At 70.6% G+C, this 14,983-nt stretch carries 19 protein-coding genes; 8 read left to right on the top strand and 11 right to left on the bottom strand.

Annotation, left to right across the window (positions count from 1 at the left end):
* Positions 1-91: 91 nt before the first annotated feature.
* The 4 genes from VGN74_RS14500 to rplK all read right to left on the bottom strand — a co-directional run bounded on the left by VGN74_RS14500 (position 92) and on the right by rplK (position 1,982).
* Complete coding sequence (locus tag VGN74_RS14500; RefSeq protein WP_327449439.1) at positions 92-511, bottom strand: type II toxin-antitoxin system VapC family toxin; 420 nt, start codon at positions 509-511, stop codon at positions 92-94.
* On the bottom strand, positions 511-750 hold the full coding sequence (locus VGN74_RS14495; protein ID WP_327449437.1) for a type II toxin-antitoxin system VapB family antitoxin: 240 nt from the start codon (positions 748-750) through the stop codon (positions 511-513). The genes VGN74_RS14500 and VGN74_RS14495 overlap by 1 nt, the downstream gene beginning before the upstream one ends.
* 106 nt (positions 751-856) lie before the next feature.
* Entirely contained in the window at positions 857-1,546 is a 690-nt protein-coding gene (rplA, locus tag VGN74_RS14490) for a 50S ribosomal protein L1 (RefSeq protein WP_327449435.1), read from the bottom strand.
* 4 nt (positions 1,547-1,550) lie between these two features.
* Positions 1,551-1,982: a 50S ribosomal protein L11 gene (rplK, locus tag VGN74_RS14485; protein ID WP_298276601.1), complete on the bottom strand. Its 432-nt coding sequence runs from the start codon at positions 1,980-1,982 to the stop codon at positions 1,551-1,553.
* A gap of 149 nt (positions 1,983-2,131) precedes the next feature.
* On the opposite strand from rplK, the gene VGN74_RS14480 reads away from it, so the two are divergent.
* Positions 2,132-2,572: a DUF3429 domain-containing protein gene (locus tag VGN74_RS14480; protein WP_327449431.1), complete on the top strand. Its 441-nt coding sequence runs from the start codon at positions 2,132-2,134 to the stop codon at positions 2,570-2,572.
* Positions 2,573-2,581: 9 nt separating this feature from the next.
* Complete coding sequence (locus VGN74_RS14475; protein WP_327449429.1) at positions 2,582-3,193, top strand: TIGR02466 family protein; 612 nt, start codon at positions 2,582-2,584, stop codon at positions 3,191-3,193.
* 1 nt (position 3,194) lies between these two features.
* Here the strand turns inward: VGN74_RS14475 and VGN74_RS14470 are convergent, their stop codons facing one another.
* Positions 3,195-4,706: a serine hydrolase gene (locus tag VGN74_RS14470; RefSeq protein WP_327449427.1), complete on the bottom strand. Its 1,512-nt coding sequence runs from the start codon at positions 4,704-4,706 to the stop codon at positions 3,195-3,197.
* Between the two features lie 162 nt (positions 4,707-4,868).
* Between VGN74_RS14470 and mnmA the strand changes: the two genes are divergently transcribed.
* From mnmA to VGN74_RS14455, 3 genes are all read left to right on the top strand, one after another.
* Complete coding sequence (mnmA, locus tag VGN74_RS14465) at positions 4,869-6,083, top strand: tRNA 2-thiouridine(34) synthase MnmA (protein WP_414643576.1); 1,215 nt, start codon at positions 4,869-4,871, stop codon at positions 6,081-6,083.
* 94 nt (positions 6,084-6,177) lie between these two features.
* On the top strand, positions 6,178-7,653 hold the full coding sequence (locus VGN74_RS14460; RefSeq protein ID WP_327449423.1) for a globin-coupled sensor protein: 1,476 nt from the start codon (positions 6,178-6,180) through the stop codon (positions 7,651-7,653).
* A gap of 51 nt (positions 7,654-7,704) precedes the next feature.
* Entirely contained in the window at positions 7,705-8,271 is a 567-nt protein-coding gene (locus VGN74_RS14455) for a hemerythrin domain-containing protein (protein ID WP_327449421.1), read from the top strand.
* 4 nt (positions 8,272-8,275) lie between these two features.
* Here VGN74_RS14455 and VGN74_RS14450 read toward each other — a convergent pair whose 3' ends face one another.
* The gene (locus VGN74_RS14450) at positions 8,276-8,767 is read right to left on the bottom strand and encodes a helix-turn-helix domain-containing protein (protein WP_327449419.1); all 492 of its coding nucleotides are present in this window, start codon (positions 8,765-8,767) and stop codon (positions 8,276-8,278) included.
* 151 nt (positions 8,768-8,918) lie between these two features.
* Between VGN74_RS14450 and VGN74_RS14445 the strand changes: the two genes are divergently transcribed.
* The 3 genes from VGN74_RS14445 (at position 8,919) to VGN74_RS14435 (ending at position 11,643) form a co-directional block, all read left to right on the top strand.
* Positions 8,919-10,100: an acetyl-CoA C-acyltransferase gene (locus tag VGN74_RS14445; protein WP_327449417.1), complete on the top strand. Its 1,182-nt coding sequence runs from the start codon at positions 8,919-8,921 to the stop codon at positions 10,098-10,100.
* The gene (locus VGN74_RS14440) at positions 10,097-11,080 is read left to right on the top strand and encodes an alpha/beta hydrolase (RefSeq protein WP_327449415.1); all 984 of its coding nucleotides are present in this window, start codon (positions 10,097-10,099) and stop codon (positions 11,078-11,080) included. Before VGN74_RS14445 ends, VGN74_RS14440 begins: the two co-directional genes overlap by 4 nt.
* 95 nt (positions 11,081-11,175) lie before the next feature.
* Positions 11,176-11,643, top strand: coding sequence for a peptidase S1 (locus tag VGN74_RS14435; RefSeq protein ID WP_327449413.1), 468 nt, complete (start codon positions 11,176-11,178; stop codon positions 11,641-11,643).
* Here the strand turns inward: VGN74_RS14435 and VGN74_RS14430 are convergent.
* From VGN74_RS14430 to VGN74_RS14410, 5 genes are all read right to left on the bottom strand, one after another.
* Positions 11,640-12,137 (bottom strand): TspO protein, encoded by a 498-nt coding sequence (locus VGN74_RS14430; protein ID WP_327449411.1) that lies wholly within the window; start codon positions 12,135-12,137, stop codon positions 11,640-11,642. The two genes, VGN74_RS14435 and VGN74_RS14430, sit on opposite strands and share 4 nt — an antisense overlap.
* Before the next feature lie 62 nt (positions 12,138-12,199).
* Positions 12,200-12,688 carry a bacterioferritin gene (gene bfr, locus VGN74_RS14425; protein ID WP_327449523.1) on the bottom strand — a complete coding sequence of 163 codons (489 nt, stop codon included), beginning with the start codon at positions 12,686-12,688 and terminating at the stop codon, positions 12,200-12,202.
* Positions 12,689-12,822: 134 nt separating this feature from the next.
* Positions 12,823-13,008, bottom strand: coding sequence for a (2Fe-2S)-binding protein (locus tag VGN74_RS14420; RefSeq protein WP_327449409.1), 186 nt, complete (start codon positions 13,006-13,008; stop codon positions 12,823-12,825).
* Positions 13,009-13,074: 66 nt separating this feature from the next.
* On the bottom strand, positions 13,075-13,566 hold the full coding sequence (locus VGN74_RS14415) for a hypothetical protein (protein ID WP_327449407.1): 492 nt from the start codon (positions 13,564-13,566) through the stop codon (positions 13,075-13,077).
* A gap of 15 nt (positions 13,567-13,581) precedes the next feature.
* Positions 13,582-14,982 (bottom strand): MBOAT family protein, encoded by a 1,401-nt coding sequence (locus tag VGN74_RS14410; RefSeq protein ID WP_327449405.1) that lies wholly within the window; start codon positions 14,980-14,982, stop codon positions 13,582-13,584.
* Between the last annotated feature and the right edge of the window lies 1 nt (position 14,983).

The raw sequence follows: 14,983 nt of genomic DNA, 5'->3' as shown, positions 1-14,983 counted from the left end.
GGGTGACCCCCGAACCCCGAAGTTCTCGGACAGGTCCGCACCGGCAGGGCCGATGCGGGAAGCGGGCTCTATAGACGAAGGCGCGCGGAAATCAACCGGGGCCTCGCCCCGATAATGGCACGCGGGCGATGTCGGTGTGGGTGAAGTCGTCGCCCTTGAACAGAAGAGGCAGGTCATGCGAGCGGGCGCAGGCATAGGCGAAGCAGTCGCCCATGTTCAGGCGGGCCGCATGACGGCCCTTGCCGAACCGCTCGAAGGCCTCGACCGCAAGGCGCTGCTCGGGGCGGCCAATGCCGACGATGCGGAAGCCTGCGAGAGTCTCGAATCTGGCGAAACGCTGCGCGGCCTCGCCCGGCGGGATCGCGTGGTGCTTCGAGATCGCCCTGACGCATTCCCACGCCACGATCGGCGAGATAACCACCTCGTCGGCGTCCATGATCGCGGCCAGGAAATCCGCGCGATCGACCTCGTCATTGAGAATGGCGCAAAGCGCCGAGGCGTCGGCGAACATCAATCGCCGGACAGCTCATCAAAGAACGCCTTGTCCGCCACCTCTCCGGTCTTGGGCAAGGCATCCATTTCGCGGAGGAAGGCGTCAACTGCCGCACGCCGTCGCGCCACCTCGCGATCGCGCCGATCCAGCTCGCTTTCCAGCGCCAGCCGGACGCTTTCGGTCAGTCCCTTTCCGGTGCGACGGGACAGCTCCCGCGCCAGCGCATCGGTCTTCTCGTCCCGGATGTGAAAGGCCATGCCGCGCTCCGATCTAGCTGAAAGATACGTCCGGCTAGCCAGGCGGGCAAGAAAAAGGGCGGCGAGCCCTGAAGACCCGCCGCCCCTGTTCAGTCTCAAGACCGGATCAGGCGTTCAGCGACGCCGGATCGACCTTCACGCCCGGGCCCATCGTCGAGGACAGGCTGATGCGCTTGACGTAGGTGCCCTTGGCCCCCGACGGCTTGGCGCGGGTCAGGGCGTCGACGAAGGCCTTCACGTTGGCCTCCAGGGCGTCCTGGGTGAAGCTCGCCTTGCCGATGCCGCCGTGCACGATGCCGGCCTTCTCGACGCGGAACTCCACGGCGCCGCCCTTGGCGTCCTTGACCGCCTGGCCGACGTTCGGGGTGACGGTGCCGACCTTCGGGTTCGGCATCAGGCCGCGCGGGCCCAGCACCTTACCGAGACGACCGACCAGACCCATCATGTCCGGGGTGGCGATGACGCGGTCGAAGTCCATGAAGCCGCCGTTGATCTTCTCGAACAGATCCTCGGCGCCGACATGTTCCGCGCCGGCGGCGCGGGCTTCATCGGCCTTGGCGTCCTTGGCGAAGACGGCGACGCGGACGTCGCGGCCAGTGCCCGACGGCAGGTTGACCACGCCGCGGACCTGCTGGTCGGCGTGACGCGGGTCGACGCCCAGGTTGACGGCGATCTCGATCGACTCGTCGAACTTGGCCTTGGCGTTTTCCTTGACCAGCTTGATGGCGTCGCTGAACGGCAGCAGCGACTCGCGGTCGCCGGTCCAGGCCTGGATGCGCTTGGGTTGCTTGGCCATGTGCTTAGCCCTCCACCACTTGCAGGCCCATCGCGCGGGCCGAGCCCTCGATGATCTTCGACGCGGCGTCGAGATCGTTCGCGTTCAGGTCCTTCATCTTCTTTTCGGCGATCTCGCGCAGCTGGGTGCGGGTGATCTTGCCGGCGAACTCACGGCCGGTCGCCTTGGCGCCCGACTTGATGCCGGCCGCCTGCTTCAGGAAGAAGGTCGCGGGCGGGGTCTTGGTGACGAAGGTGAAGCTCTTGTCCTGATAGACCGTGATCACGGTCGGCAGGGGCGTCCCCTTGGCTTCCTTCTCGGTGCGCGCGTTGAACTCCTTGCAGAAGCCCATGATGTTGACGCCGCGCTGACCCAGGGCCGGGCCGATCGGCGGCGAGGGCGTCGCGGAGCCCGCGGGCACCTGCAGCTTGATGTAGCCGAGAATCTTCTTGGCCATTGCTCTCTCCATGTGAGACCCGAACGGACGTCCGGGCCGGTGAGCCGTGGTGCGGCATGGCGGCCTCCCACGGATTTACGCGCTCCGGACGGGTGGCCCGGAACGCGAGGGCGCGCCTATACAGGCTTCCGCACGCGAGGGCAAACCGCATGACCGACACCGACACCGCCATCCCCCGCCCTGCCCTGCTGCTGGGCTGGGCCGGCGTCATCCCCTTCGCCGTCTTCGCCTTCGCCACGGCGCTGGAGCTGCGCCTGCCCGGCCTGCGACCGGAGCCGATCCTGCTGGCCTATGCCGCCGCCATCCTGTCCTTCATGGGCGGGGCCCAATGGGGCCTGGCGATCCGCGAGACGCCGGTGGACGGGCAGCGGCTGGCGGCCTCGGTGATCCCGGCGCTGGTCGCCTGGGCCGCGCTGCTGCAGCCGCGCGACGCGGGCCTGCTGCTGTGTCTCGTCGCCTTCCTGGGCCTGCTGGCCTACGACCTCCTGACCGTGCGGCAGGGCCGGAGCCCCGGCTGGTACGGGGCGCTGCGGCTGCAGCTGACCGGCGCCGTCGCCGGCTGCCTCGCCCTCGCCCTCCTGTTCGACTAGGCCCGCCCCATGACCCTGCGCCCCCTGTTCGTCACCCAGGTCTATGAGGCCTCGCTGGCCGCCGAGCCTGACTTCGAGGACCTCAACGGCGCCCTCGCCGATGTCTGCCGCCTGCTCGCCGAGGAGGACGGCGCCGGCCGCGCCTGGTGCAGGGCCCACGCCTACCGCGGCTACACCTCCTACGGCTCGCTGACCGACCTGCCCCGGCGCTTTCCAGAGTTCGCCGAGCTGAAGCGCCGGCTGGACCGGCACGCGGCGGCCTATGCCAGGGCGCTCAACTTCGACCTCGCGCGCAAGCCGCGGCTGGACAATCTCTGGGTCAACATCCTCAAGCCGGGCGGCGGCCACACGGGCCACATCCACCCCCACGCCATCCTTTCGGGCACCGTCTACGTCGAGACCCCGCCGGGCGCCTCGGCGCTGAAGCTGGAAGACCCGCGTCTGGCGATGATGATGGCGCGGCCGACGGTCCGGCCCGACGCGCCGACCGCGGAGCAGCCCTTCGTCTATCTGACGCCGCAGCCGGGGACGGTGCTGATGTGGGAAAGCTGGCTGCGCCACGAGGTGCCGGCCAACGCCGCGAAGTCGGAACGCATCTCGATCAGCTTCAACTACGGCTGAGTCACTCGCGGACGAACCGGGCGCCGGCCAGGCTGACAGCGACCGGCACGCCGTCGCGGACCTCGAACTCGGCCACCATACCCTGGAACGGGACCAGCTCCACGCGCACGGTCTCCGACTGCGCGCCGTGGCCGGCGACGGCATGCAACTGGCCGATCGCGAATGCGAGCCCTTCCGGCCGGGCCCTCACCGTCAGGCGGCCGAGGGCCGAGCTGTGATAGTCGCCGGCGTAGGCCGTATCCGGCAGGCTCAACGTCCGCGCGCGTCCGCTTCGCTCCTCAAGGCCGGCCGCCAGCCGCGTGCGACGGGCATCCCGCGTCTCCACCAGGGCATCCACCCGGGCGGCATGGACGGCATCGACATCCGGCAGCCCCCCCAGCCAGTCATAAACATAGTTTGCGACGACGTCGGCGAGCTCGCCCGCCACCAGATCCTCGTTGACCATGACCACGACCCCGAGCCCCCTGTCGGGCATCAGCGAGACGTGGGCGCGGGAGCCCGAGAAGCCCCCGAAATGGTGCACGAGCAGGTCCTCGCCGTAGCGTCCCGTGTACCAGCCCAGCCCGTACCCCTCGCGCATGTAGGGCCCCGAACGACTGTCGAGGGCGACCCTCGGGACATGTGTCGCGGCGATCAAGCCGGCCGGCAACACCCGGCGGCCGCCGACAACGCCGTCGTTGATCTGCGCCTCGAGCCACAGCGCCATGTCCGAGGCGCTGGACATGAGCCCGCCCGCCGATTGCATCGTGGCGTCGACCTTCTGGAGCGGCGAGCGCCGGGCCTGCCCGGGTTGATCGCCGGAGTGGCCGGCCGAGATGGGCGTTCCGGCCGCCCGCTGGGCATCGATCCGGGCCGTCGTCCGGGTCATGCCGAGGGGAAAAAGCACGTCCTCCTCGACCAGGGCTCGCCAGTCCCGGCCCCAGCGCTGTTCCAGAAGCACCGTGGCGAGGTTGTAGCCGGCGTTGGTGTACATGAAGCGGCCGTGAGGCGCGGCCTCATTGGGGATGGTCTCGGACGTCAGCCGCCACAGCACGTCGGGCGTCCAGTCGCCGCTGAACGCAACGCGGAAGGCGATCGGCTCATTTCTCACCCCCGACTGATGGCTGAGCAGATCCCCCAGCGTCACCGTCTCGGCGACCTCCTGCGGAATGCCGGAACCGACCGACCACGCCGCCAGCGGCGCATCGAGGTCGAGCTGCCCCCGCTGATCCATGAGCGCGATCGCAAGCGCCGTGAACGGCTTGGTGGCCGAAGCGATGTAGAAGGGCGTGTCCACAGTCACTGGCGCGCCGGTCTCGATGTCGGCTACGCCGAACCCTGCGGCATGGATCAAGCCCTGCCTGTCGACCACAGCGATGGCGAGGCCAGGGACGGCTTCGACACGGGTCATCGCCATTTGCACGAAGTCATCGAGGGCCGGTCCGAGGGCGGCGCGATCCTGGGCCACGGCCGCTGGCGCGGCGGCGACAAGCCCGGCGACCATCATGGCCAGACACAGGTTGAGCTTCGGCATTGAACGTCCCCTCGATCGGGGCCAGTGCGACGCGCCCCAGATTTGAGGAGGCTCGCAGGGGCGCCTCTGGATGCAGGCGATGGCCATCTTGACCATTTCCCCACGGCGCCGGTGGCGCCGCCCTCAGGCTCGCCCCTCGAAATCGCCGCGGTTCGCGACTACATGGCGGCCATGTCGCTCATCGAGCCCGCCTGCCCGATCCCCGCCATCGCCCCCGCCGACCTCGACGGGGCGGTCGAGGCCGCACGCGCGGCGGTCGGGCTGCCGGTCGGCGCGCGGGTGGTGGCCGCCATGTCCGGCGGCGTCGACTCCACCGTGGTGGCCGCCCTTCTGGCGCGCGCCGGCTACGAGGTGGTCGGCGTCACCCTGCAGCTCTACGACCACGGCGCGGCCCTGAAGAAGAAGGGCGCCTGCTGCGCCGGTCAGGACATCCACGACGCCCGGCTGGCCGCCGACGCCATCGGCATCCCGCACTATGTGCTGGACTATGAAAGCCGCTTCCGCGACGCCGTCATCGACCAGTTCGCCGACAGCTATCTGAAGGGCCAGACGCCGGTCCCCTGCATCCGCTGCAATCAGACCGTGAAGTTCCGGGACCTGCTGGACGTGGCCCGAGATCTGGGCGCCGAGGCCATGGCCACCGGCCACTATGTCCGCCGCGCCGTCGGTCCCGACGGCCGGCCGCAGCTGCGCCGCGCCATCGACCCGGCCCGCGACCAGTCCTACTTCCTGTTCGCCACCACGGCGGCGCAGCTGGACTATCTGCGCTTCCCGCTGGCCGATCTGGAAAAGCCGCAGGTGCGCGGCGTGGCGGCCCAGCTGGGCCTCAAGCTGGCGGCCAAGCCCGACAGCCAGGACATCTGTTTCGTCCCCAACGGCGATTACCGCACCCTGATCGACCGCCTCCGGCCGCAAGGGCGGGAGCCGGGCGAGATCGTCCACCTCGACGGCCGGGTGCTCGGCGCGCACGGCGGCATCACTGACTTCACCATCGGCCAGCGGCGCGGATTGAACGTGGCGCTGGGCGAGCCCCTGTTCGTCATCCGGCTGGAGCCGGAGACCCGACGGGTGATCGTCGGTCCGCGCGAGGCGCTGCTGACCGCCGCCCTGACGCTGGAAGAGGTCAACTGGCTCGGCGACGCGCCGGACCTCGCGGCCGCGGCGGCGCAGGGCCAGCCGGTTCTGGCGCGCGTGCGCTCGACGCGACAGCCCTCCCCGGCCCGCCTTGCGCTGACCGACGACGGCCCCGCGGTGGTGTTCGACGCCGGCGAGGAAGGCGTGGCGCCCGGCCAGGCCTGCGTGCTCTACGATCCGGCGGACCCCGACCGGGTGCTCGGCGGCGGCTTTATCGCCAGTACACGCCCTGTGGCGATTTGACCTCTTTACGGACGAGCCCCTAGGCCAGGGTTCAGGTTTCGGAAACAACTTCGGGCCGAGTCTTCACCACACAGGGATTGTGGAGATTCCGCCCGTGTCAGGCTCTGAAATCGATGTCCGTGTAGGGTTCATGGGGCTGGAGCGCCGGTCGCCGGGCTACGCCAGTCTCGAAGGGCTCATGCGCGCCGCCCTGCCCGACGCGCTCGGCCGGTTCTACGACAAGGTGCGCAGTCAGCCGGAGACGCGCCGCTTCTTCCGCGACGAGGCGCACATCAGCGCCGCCCGCAGCGCCCAGACCCGGCACTGGGAAGCCATCCTGCAGGGCCGCGCCGACGAGGACTATGCCGCCTCGGTCAAGGTGATCGGCCAGGTCCACGCCCGCATCGGCCTCGCGCCCCGCTGGTACATCGGCGGCTATGCCGAGATCCTCGGCCACATGCTGCGCTCGGTCTGCCTGCGCCCGCGCAAGGCGTTTGACCGCGAGCATGACCGCAAGACCGCCGACGCGACGGCGGAAATCGGCAGCCGGGTCCTGCTGGACATGGAGCTGGCCATCTCCACCTACCTGGACGCCCTGCAGGCGGAGCGCGACCGGGCCGAGGCAGCCCGCGCCGATGCCGAGGCGCACCAGCGTCAGGTCGTCGATCTCCTGACCGAGGCCCTGCGCAAGGTCGCCGACGGTGATCTCTCGTTCGAGATCACCACCCAGGTGTCGCCGGAGCACCAGAGCCTGAAGGACGACTTCAACGCCGCGGTGGCGGCCCTGCGCAGCGCCTTCGCGAACGTGACGGCCAGCGCGGCGGCGGTGACCAGCGGCTCCAACGAACTGGCCATCGCCTCGGACGATCTCGCCTCGCGCACCGAGCGACAGGCGGCGACGGTGGAGACCACCTCGACCAATACCCAGCAGATCGCCCAGTCGGTCGAAGCCACTGCCGACGCCGCCCGGGAAAGCGCCGACGCCGCCGTGGCGGCCCGCCGCGAGGTCGACAGCGGCATCACCGTCGTGGCCGAGGCCACCGAGGCCATGGGCGCCATCCGCGAGTCCTCCGAGGAGGTGGGCAAGTTCGTCGCCCTGATCGACGAGATCGCCTTCCAGACCAACCTTCTGGCGCTCAACGCCGGGGTCGAGGCGGCGCGCGCGGGCGACTCCGGCCGCGGCTTCGCCGTCGTGGCCTCGGAGGTCCGGGCCCTCGCCCAGCGGTCGGCCGAGGCCGCCGGCGAGATCCGCGCCCTGATCCAGCGCTCGTCCGGCGAGGTGTCGCGCGGCGTCGATCTGGTGGCCCGCACCGGCAACGCCCTGGCGAAGATCGGGGAGAGCGTGGCCAAGGTGGACGAGCTGGCCGGCGGCATCGCCTCGGCGGCGCGCAGCCAGGCCGACCGGCTGGGCGAGGTGCGGTCGGCGATCGCCCAGATCGACGAGATCACCCAGCAGAACGCGGCCATGACCGAACAGGCGACCGCCGCCAGCCGCCAGCTGGCCACCGAGGCCAAGACGCTGGAGCGCAGCATCGACCACTTCAATCTCGGCCACCGTGCCGTGGCGTCGCCGCACCGCGCCGCCGCCTGAGGCGACATCGCGCCTCTGGCGGGTCCGGCGTCGGCGGCCTAAGTGCAGCCGATGCTCTCCCCGCCCGACCTGTCGCTCGCTACCCGCACTGGCCTGCCTGAGGCCCTGCGGCCATGGCTGGGCCAATGGCCGCGCGAGAGCTGGGTCCGGCCGGACCTGCACCCCACCGCCCGCTTCTGGCTGCAGATGCACGACGGCTTCCGCGCCCAGCAGGTGGAAATGCGCCGCCTCGGTGACGCAGGCCGCGCCGCCGGCGCCGACCCGCTGGCCCTGCACCCGCGCCTGATCGGCCTCCTGGGCGGCTTCCTGCAGCATCTCGATCACCACCACCGGATCGAGAGCGGCCACTATTTTCCGCAGTTCCGCGCCCTCGCCCCCGAGGTCGAGGCCGGGCTGGCCCTGCTCGATCAGGATCACGACGTGGTCCACGGACGGCTGGAGCAGCTGCACGCCGCCGGGCTGGCGTTTCACCAGGCCGCGCAGATGCGTTCGCCGGAGGCCCGCGACGGGCTGTTGCGTCTCGCCGATGCACTGGACGCCGCCGCCCCGCTGCTGGACCGTCACCTCGACGACGAGGAAGAGATTGTCATCCCGCTGATCGCGTTACGCGGCGGCTGAGGTCTCAGGCCGCCTCTTCCCTCGGCAGGACGTCGCCGACCGTGGGGCGGTTCTCGGCGCGGGTCAGGGCGATATCGCGCGGTTTGACGATCTCGCCGCAGCAGGCGCAGGCGATGCGCGGCTCCAGCGTGTGGCCGCAGGTCTTGTGCACCATGTCGATGCCGCTGTCGGCCTCGCCATAGACATGCTTCGCGCCCCAGCCGTGCAGGGTGACAAGGACGCCGTACAGGTCCTTGCCCTTGGCGGTCAGCACATATTCGTTGCGCGGCGGGCGCTCGGAATAGAGGCGCGGCTCGAGCACCCCGTGCTGCACCAGGCTCTTGAGGCGGGCGGCGAGCACATTGCGGGCGACGCCCAGATGCTCCTGCCACTGCTCGAACCGGGTCAGGCCGTTGAAGGCGTCGCGGATCACCAGCAGGGTCCACGGGTCGCCGATCACCTCCAGGGTGGCGGCGATGGAGCAGGATTGACGCGAATAGTCGGCGGTGCGGCCCATCCCTGAAAAGTGACCCTGCGTCAGCGATTTGGCAAGTGGGTTGCCAATCCGAACCCGGAGCGACGCCCGGCGCGACGGGCGTCTGACGGGGCAGCGCTTGCCTTGGAGCCTTCCCCTCCCCTAATCGCCGGTCAAAGAGGAGACTCCCGCCATGTCCGATCCCGTCGTCATCTGTTCCTTCGCCCGCACGCCGATGGGCGGCTTCCAGGGCGCCCTGTCCGGGGTCAAGGCGACCGAGCTGGGCGCGACAGCGGTGAAGGCGGCGGTTGCGCGGGCCGGGGTCGATCCGGCGCGGATCGAACAGATCCTGATGGGCTGCGTCCTGCCGGCAGGTCTCGGTCAGGCCCCGGCGCGCCAGGCGGCGGTCGGCGCCGGGCTGGGGCTGCATGTGGAGGCGACCACCGTCAACAAGATGTGCGGCTCGGGCCTGCAGGCGGCCGCCATGGCCCATGACGCCCTCGCGGCCGGCACGGTCGAGGTCATCGTCGCCGGCGGCATGGAGTCGATGACCGGCGCCCCCTATGTCATGGCCAAGCACCGCGGCGGGGCCCGCATCGGCCACGACGTCATCAGCGACAGCATGTATCTGGACGGGCTGGAGGACGCCTACACCCCCGGCAAGCTGATGGGCGCCTTCGCCGAGGACACGGCGCGCCAGTACCAGTTCACCCGCGAGGCCCAGGACGCCTACGCCATCGAGAGCCTGGGCCGCGCCCGCGCGGCGACCGAGACCGGCGCCTTCGCCGCCGAGATCGTCCCGGTCGAGGTGACCAGCCGCAAGGGCACCGAGACCGTCAGCCAGGACGAACAGCCGCTCAAGGCCGATCCGGCCAAGATCCCGACGCTGAAGCCCGCCTTCGCGAAGGACGGCACCATCACCGCCGCCAACGCCAGCTCGATCTCCGACGGCGCCGCGGCCCTCGTCATGACCCGCGAGAGCGTGGCGCGGGCGCTGAACCTGCCGATCGTCGCTCGTGTGGCGGCGCACGCTGCCCACGCCCACGAGCCGGGCCTGTTCACCACCGCCCCGGTGCCGGCCATGCAGAAGGCCCTGAAGAAGGCCGGCTGGTCCGTCGCCGACGTCAACCTGTGGGAGATCAACGAGGCCTTCGCGGTCGTGCCGATGATCGCCATGCGCGAGATGGAGATCGACCACGCCCGGGTGAATGTGAACGGCGGCGCCTGCGCCCTGGGCCACCCGATCGGGGCCTCCGGAGCGCGGGTCATGGCCACTCTGCTGGCGGCGCTGCAGGCCCGCGGCGGCCGCAAGGGCGTGGCCTCCCTGTGCATCGGCGGCGGCGAGGCGATCGCCATGGCCGTGGAGCTGGCGTGAGCCTCGACCGACGCCAGCTGATCGCCGCCGGGATCGCCGGGGCCGGCGTGGGGACGACCACCGCCGCCGCCGCCCAGGCCGTGGCGCCGCCGGACCCGACCGAGACCGTGCGGCTCTGGCCCGACGGCGCGCCCGGCGGCGAGGGCGTGACGGTCACCCCGGTCGTGGTCGAGCGCTCGACCGATCCGGCCTACCGGGACCGCTTCGCCCAGTACACCACCGACCCGCTGCTGACGGTCGTGCGGCCGGCGCGGCCGAACGGGGCCAGCCTGCTGCTGATCCCGGGCGGCGGCTACCGCTGGGCCGTGGTCGACAAGGAGGGACTGGACGTGGCCCGGGTGTTCGCCGCGGCGGGCGTCACCTGCTACGTTCTGCGCTATCGCCTGCCCGCCGATGGCTGGGCCGCCGGTCCGGACACGCCGCTGCAGGACGCCCAGCGGGCGCTGCGTCTGGTGCGCGCCCGCGCCGCCGCCGAGGGACTGGCCCCGACCCGCGTGGCGGTGCTTGGCGCCTCGGCCGGCGGGCATCTGGCCGGGCTTCTGGCGGCGCGGACGGACGCCACCTATGCGGCGGTCGACAGCGCCGACGCCCTGCCGCACCGGCCGGACCTGACCGTTCTGCTGTACCCGGTCGTGACCCTGAGCGATCCGTTCGCCCACGCTGGATCGCGCGCCCAACTCCTGGGCCCCGCGCCGACCGACGCGGCGATCGCCGCCTGGTCGCTGGAGCAGATGGACTGGCGCGGGGCCGCCCCCACGATCCTGATTCACGCCCTCGACGACGAGCCGGTGCCGCCGGAGAACAGCCTGATGTTGCTGGAGACCCTGCGCCGCAACGAGGTGGCCGCCGAGGCCCACCTGTTCCACGAGGGGGGCCACGGCTTTGGCGTGCGGCTGATCGCCGGAAAGCCGGCCGAGGCCTGGCCGGCGCTGGTGCTGGGCTTTGGCCAACGGCAGGGCTGGATCGGCGACCCCGGGTGACCCGCTACGGGTCGGGCAGAGCTTGACCGCAGGCAGGCAAGGCCTTTGGATGCCTTCACATCGGCCGGGGGGCCGACTCTCGAGGGAGCATTCCAATGCCGATCACCCGTCTCGCCGCAGGCGCCGCCGCGCTCGCCCTGACCGCCATCGCCGGCGTCGCCGCCGCCCAGGACTATTCGCTGCCGGCCGTGTCGGGCAGCGCCCGCCTCAACGCCGGCTTCGATCCGGATCCGTACCGCGTGTCGGTGACGCCGGGCGGCTCGATCGAAGCCCAGTCCGCCGTGAGCTCGTCGTGCCGCGGCTACATCAGCAACGCGCCGGACTTCGAGCTGACCTACAGCGCCGGCAACTGGCCGCTCATCATCAAGGTTCAGGCCTCGGCCGACACCACCCTGGTGATCAATGGCCCGAATGGCGAATGGTACTGCGACGACGACAGCGGCGAAGGGACGAACCCGCTCGTCCGCTTCGGCAATCCGCAGAGCGGCACCTATGACATCTGGATCGGCACCTACAGCGGCGGCCTGTCGTCGGGCACCCTGCTGATCACCGAACTCGACTAGTCGGAACCGGCGGCGGCGTCGAGGCGATTGCCGAGGCGCACGCCGCCGCCCATCGGCGCCGCCAGCTTGCCGGCGTCCTCATCCACCTCGCGCGCCCGGTTGGCGAAGGCAGCGGCCATGCCGGCGGTGCTCATCGCCGCCAGCATCTGCCCGGCCAGCGACCGCGGCCGCACGCCGAGCCAGAGCGCATTGGCCAGCTGGGCCGCCCCCCACAGCCGCAGGGCGGCGCCGCGCGACGGCGACCTCGGCGCATTCCACACCCGCAACAAGGACAGGCTGCCCGCGGACAGGGCGGCCGGCAGGATCAGGGCGAACGGCCCGCGGGGGCGCTCCGTGATGGCGGGCCCGGACGCCGGCGGCGTCAGGCGGGTGGCGAACCAGGTGGTCACCAAAGTCGCGCCGGCGGCCACCGCCAGTCCGGCCACCACGTGACCCGCATCCCTGTGGTTGGCGTTGAGCGCCGACCGCACCCGTTCCGTCACCCTGCCCGGCATTTCTGATCTCCTCTGCGTCGAGGAGGGGAATGGCTCCGGCGGCCCGGAGTTCCGGGGTGGGTTTAGTGCTCCTCGCCCGTCAGCTCGCCGAGCGCGGACTGCAGGTAGTTCTGCTCGCCCAGCTGGGCCACCAGCTGCAGCTGGGTCTCGAGGAAGTCGATGTGGTGCTCGGTGTCCGACAGGATATCCAGCACGATCTGGCGGCTGACGTAGTCCTTCGCTTCCTCGAACTGGGTGATGGCGGCGATCTGGGCCGTGCGGCCGTCCAGCTCCAGCTGCAGGTCCGCCTCGAGGCACTCGACGCAGCTCTCGCCGATCTTCAGCTTGTGCAGGTCCTGCAGGTTCGGCAGGCCGTCGAGGAACAGCACCCGCTTGATGAGCAGGTCGGCGTGCTTCATCTCGCCGATCGATTCCTTGTAGACGATCTCGCCGAGGCGCTTGAGGCCCCAGTTCTCGAACATGCGGGCGTGCAGGAAATACTGGTTCACGGCCGTCAGCTCGTTGGTGAGGATGCCGTTGAGGGTGCGGATGATCGCCGGGTCGCCGCGCATGGCCATGGTCCTGTGTCTCGGCGCGTCGGGAGTCCGCGCCCTGCCTGAGCGACACAATACCATGCGATTCCGCGCGCGGATCAGTTGCGAGCGCTTTTCAACACATTGAAAGCGCTTCTGAAAATCGGACGCAGCTACTCGGCCGCGAGGGCGTAGGACGAGGTCTGCGCCTGGATCATCTCGCGCATCTCGCAGACGCACTTTGCGCACTGGGCGCTGCAGCCGTGGCGCTGGAAGATCTCGCGCGGGCGGCGGGCCCCGGCCTCGATGGCGGCGGCCACTTCACGCTGGCGAATGCCGTTGCAGTTGCAGACGTACACGGGCGACCCGACGGGCAGATGCGAATGCTTCTCCCTACCACAGCCGCCGGTGATTGCAACGCGTTCTCAGTCGCGATCTTCCGTCGCGCCCTCCTGGCCCGGGAAGCGCGCGTCGCGGAAGGCCGCATAGGCCTCGCGCAGCCCCTGCCGCGGCTGGTCCGCGCCGAGCAGGGCCATGCGCGCGTCCCAGACGTCGGCCAGCTCGCGCACCGTGGCCGAGCCCCATCCCGGGGCCTGCTGGCGCGCCCAGTTCTGCACGGCGGCGATGTTGAAGATGAGGAGCACGACGGTGGTCACGAGGATGACGCGCGACGTCCAGCGCAGATCGCGCGCCGCCAGCTCGGCTTCGCCCGGAGGCTCGTCCGGCGGGAAGGCGAAACGCCGCAGGGCGTCGAGGCGGCCGGACGTCCCCGCCAGGTCGTGGGCGTCGGCGCCCCTGTTCCAGTCCGACCTGGCGTCGCTGCTCCCCTCCCCGTCCAGCGGCGGGAAAGGCGAGGCCTGGGGCGGCACGACGAAGGGGCCGGGCGGCGGATCGACGGGCTCGCGCGGCTCACTCATGCGGTCCTCCCCGGCTCAGAACTGGAAGTAGATGAAGGGGGCCACGCCCTCGGGGCGCACCGCCTCGACGAGGAAGATGGCGAGGCCGACGAGCACGCCGAGGGTCAGGGACGGGGCCGCCTGCAGGCGCACCGCCAGCCCCTCGACCGCCCGCGGCGGCAGCCAGTGCATGGCGAGACCGCCGACGATCAAGGTCAGCAGGAAGGGCGTCAGCACCTCGACCGGGCCGGGCCGCGCCAGACCGGCCAGCATCTCCATGGCCAGCGGGAAGCTCTCGGCGCGGAACAGGATCCAGCCGAGACAGACCACGTGGAAGGTCAGGATCACGCCCAGCCAGTGCGGCACGCTGGCCTTGCCCTCGAGGAAGTGGCGCCAGACCCGCTCGATCACCTGCACCGCGCCGTGCAGCGCGCCCCATGCCACGAAGGTCCAGGCCGCCCCGTGCCAAAGCCCGCCCAGCAGCATGGTGATCATGACATTGCGCGACGAGGACCAGAGGCCGCCCCGGCCGCCGCCCAGCGGGACATAGAGGTAGTCCCGCAGCCAGCTGGACAGGCTGATGTGCCAGCGCCGCCAGAAGCTCTGCAGGGAGTTGGCGCGGTAGGGCTGGTCGAAATTGCGCGGGAAGGAATAGCCCAGCAGGGCCGCGGTCCCGATCGCCATGTCCGAATAGGCGGAGAAGTCGCAGTAGATCTGCACCGCATAGGCATAGGTCGCCGCTGCGATGTCCCAGGCCGAATGGGCCGACGGGTCGAAGAACACCGGATCGACGAGGTTCACCGCCAGCTCCGAGGCGATCACCGTCTTCTTGAACAGGCCCCAGGCGATCAGCAGCAGGCCATGGGTGGCCATGGCCCGGGTCAGGCGCGGCACGCGGTCGAACTGGGGCAGCAGGTCCGAGGCGCGCACGATGGGCCCGGCCACCAGATGCGGGAAGAAGGACATCAGCAGCATGACGTCCAGCAGCGACCGCGCCGGCGGGGTCTTGCCGCGCCAGACATCGACCACATAGCTGATGCCCTGGAAGGTGAAGAAGCTGATGCCGACCGGCAGGACGATCTCCAGCAGCGGCAGGTCGCGCTCCCAGCCCAGTCGCGCCAGCAGGGCCCCGGCCTCCTCGACGAAGAAGCCGTAGTATTTGAACACCCCGAGCAGCAGCAGGTTGGCGGCGACGCCCAGCCCGACCAGCAGCTTCTTGCGCGGCATATGCTCGCGCGACAGCAGGGCCGCGACGCCCCAGTTCAGCACGGCGCTGAAAATCAGCAGGGCGACGAAGCGCCAGTCCCACTGGGCGTAGAAGACCCAGCTGGCCAGCAGCAGGAACAGCTTGCGCCGGCCGTTCTCGCGCTCGAGGCTCCAGGCCACGACGAAGACGGCGAGGAAGAACAGGCCGAATTCAAGGGTCGGGAACAGCATC

Origin of the sequence: Brevundimonas sp., assembly GCF_035998205.1 — a bacterium.
In the GTDB taxonomy this organism is placed as follows: domain Bacteria; phylum Pseudomonadota; class Alphaproteobacteria; order Caulobacterales; family Caulobacteraceae; genus Brevundimonas.
This window is presented reverse-complemented; position numbering and strand designations above follow the sequence as displayed.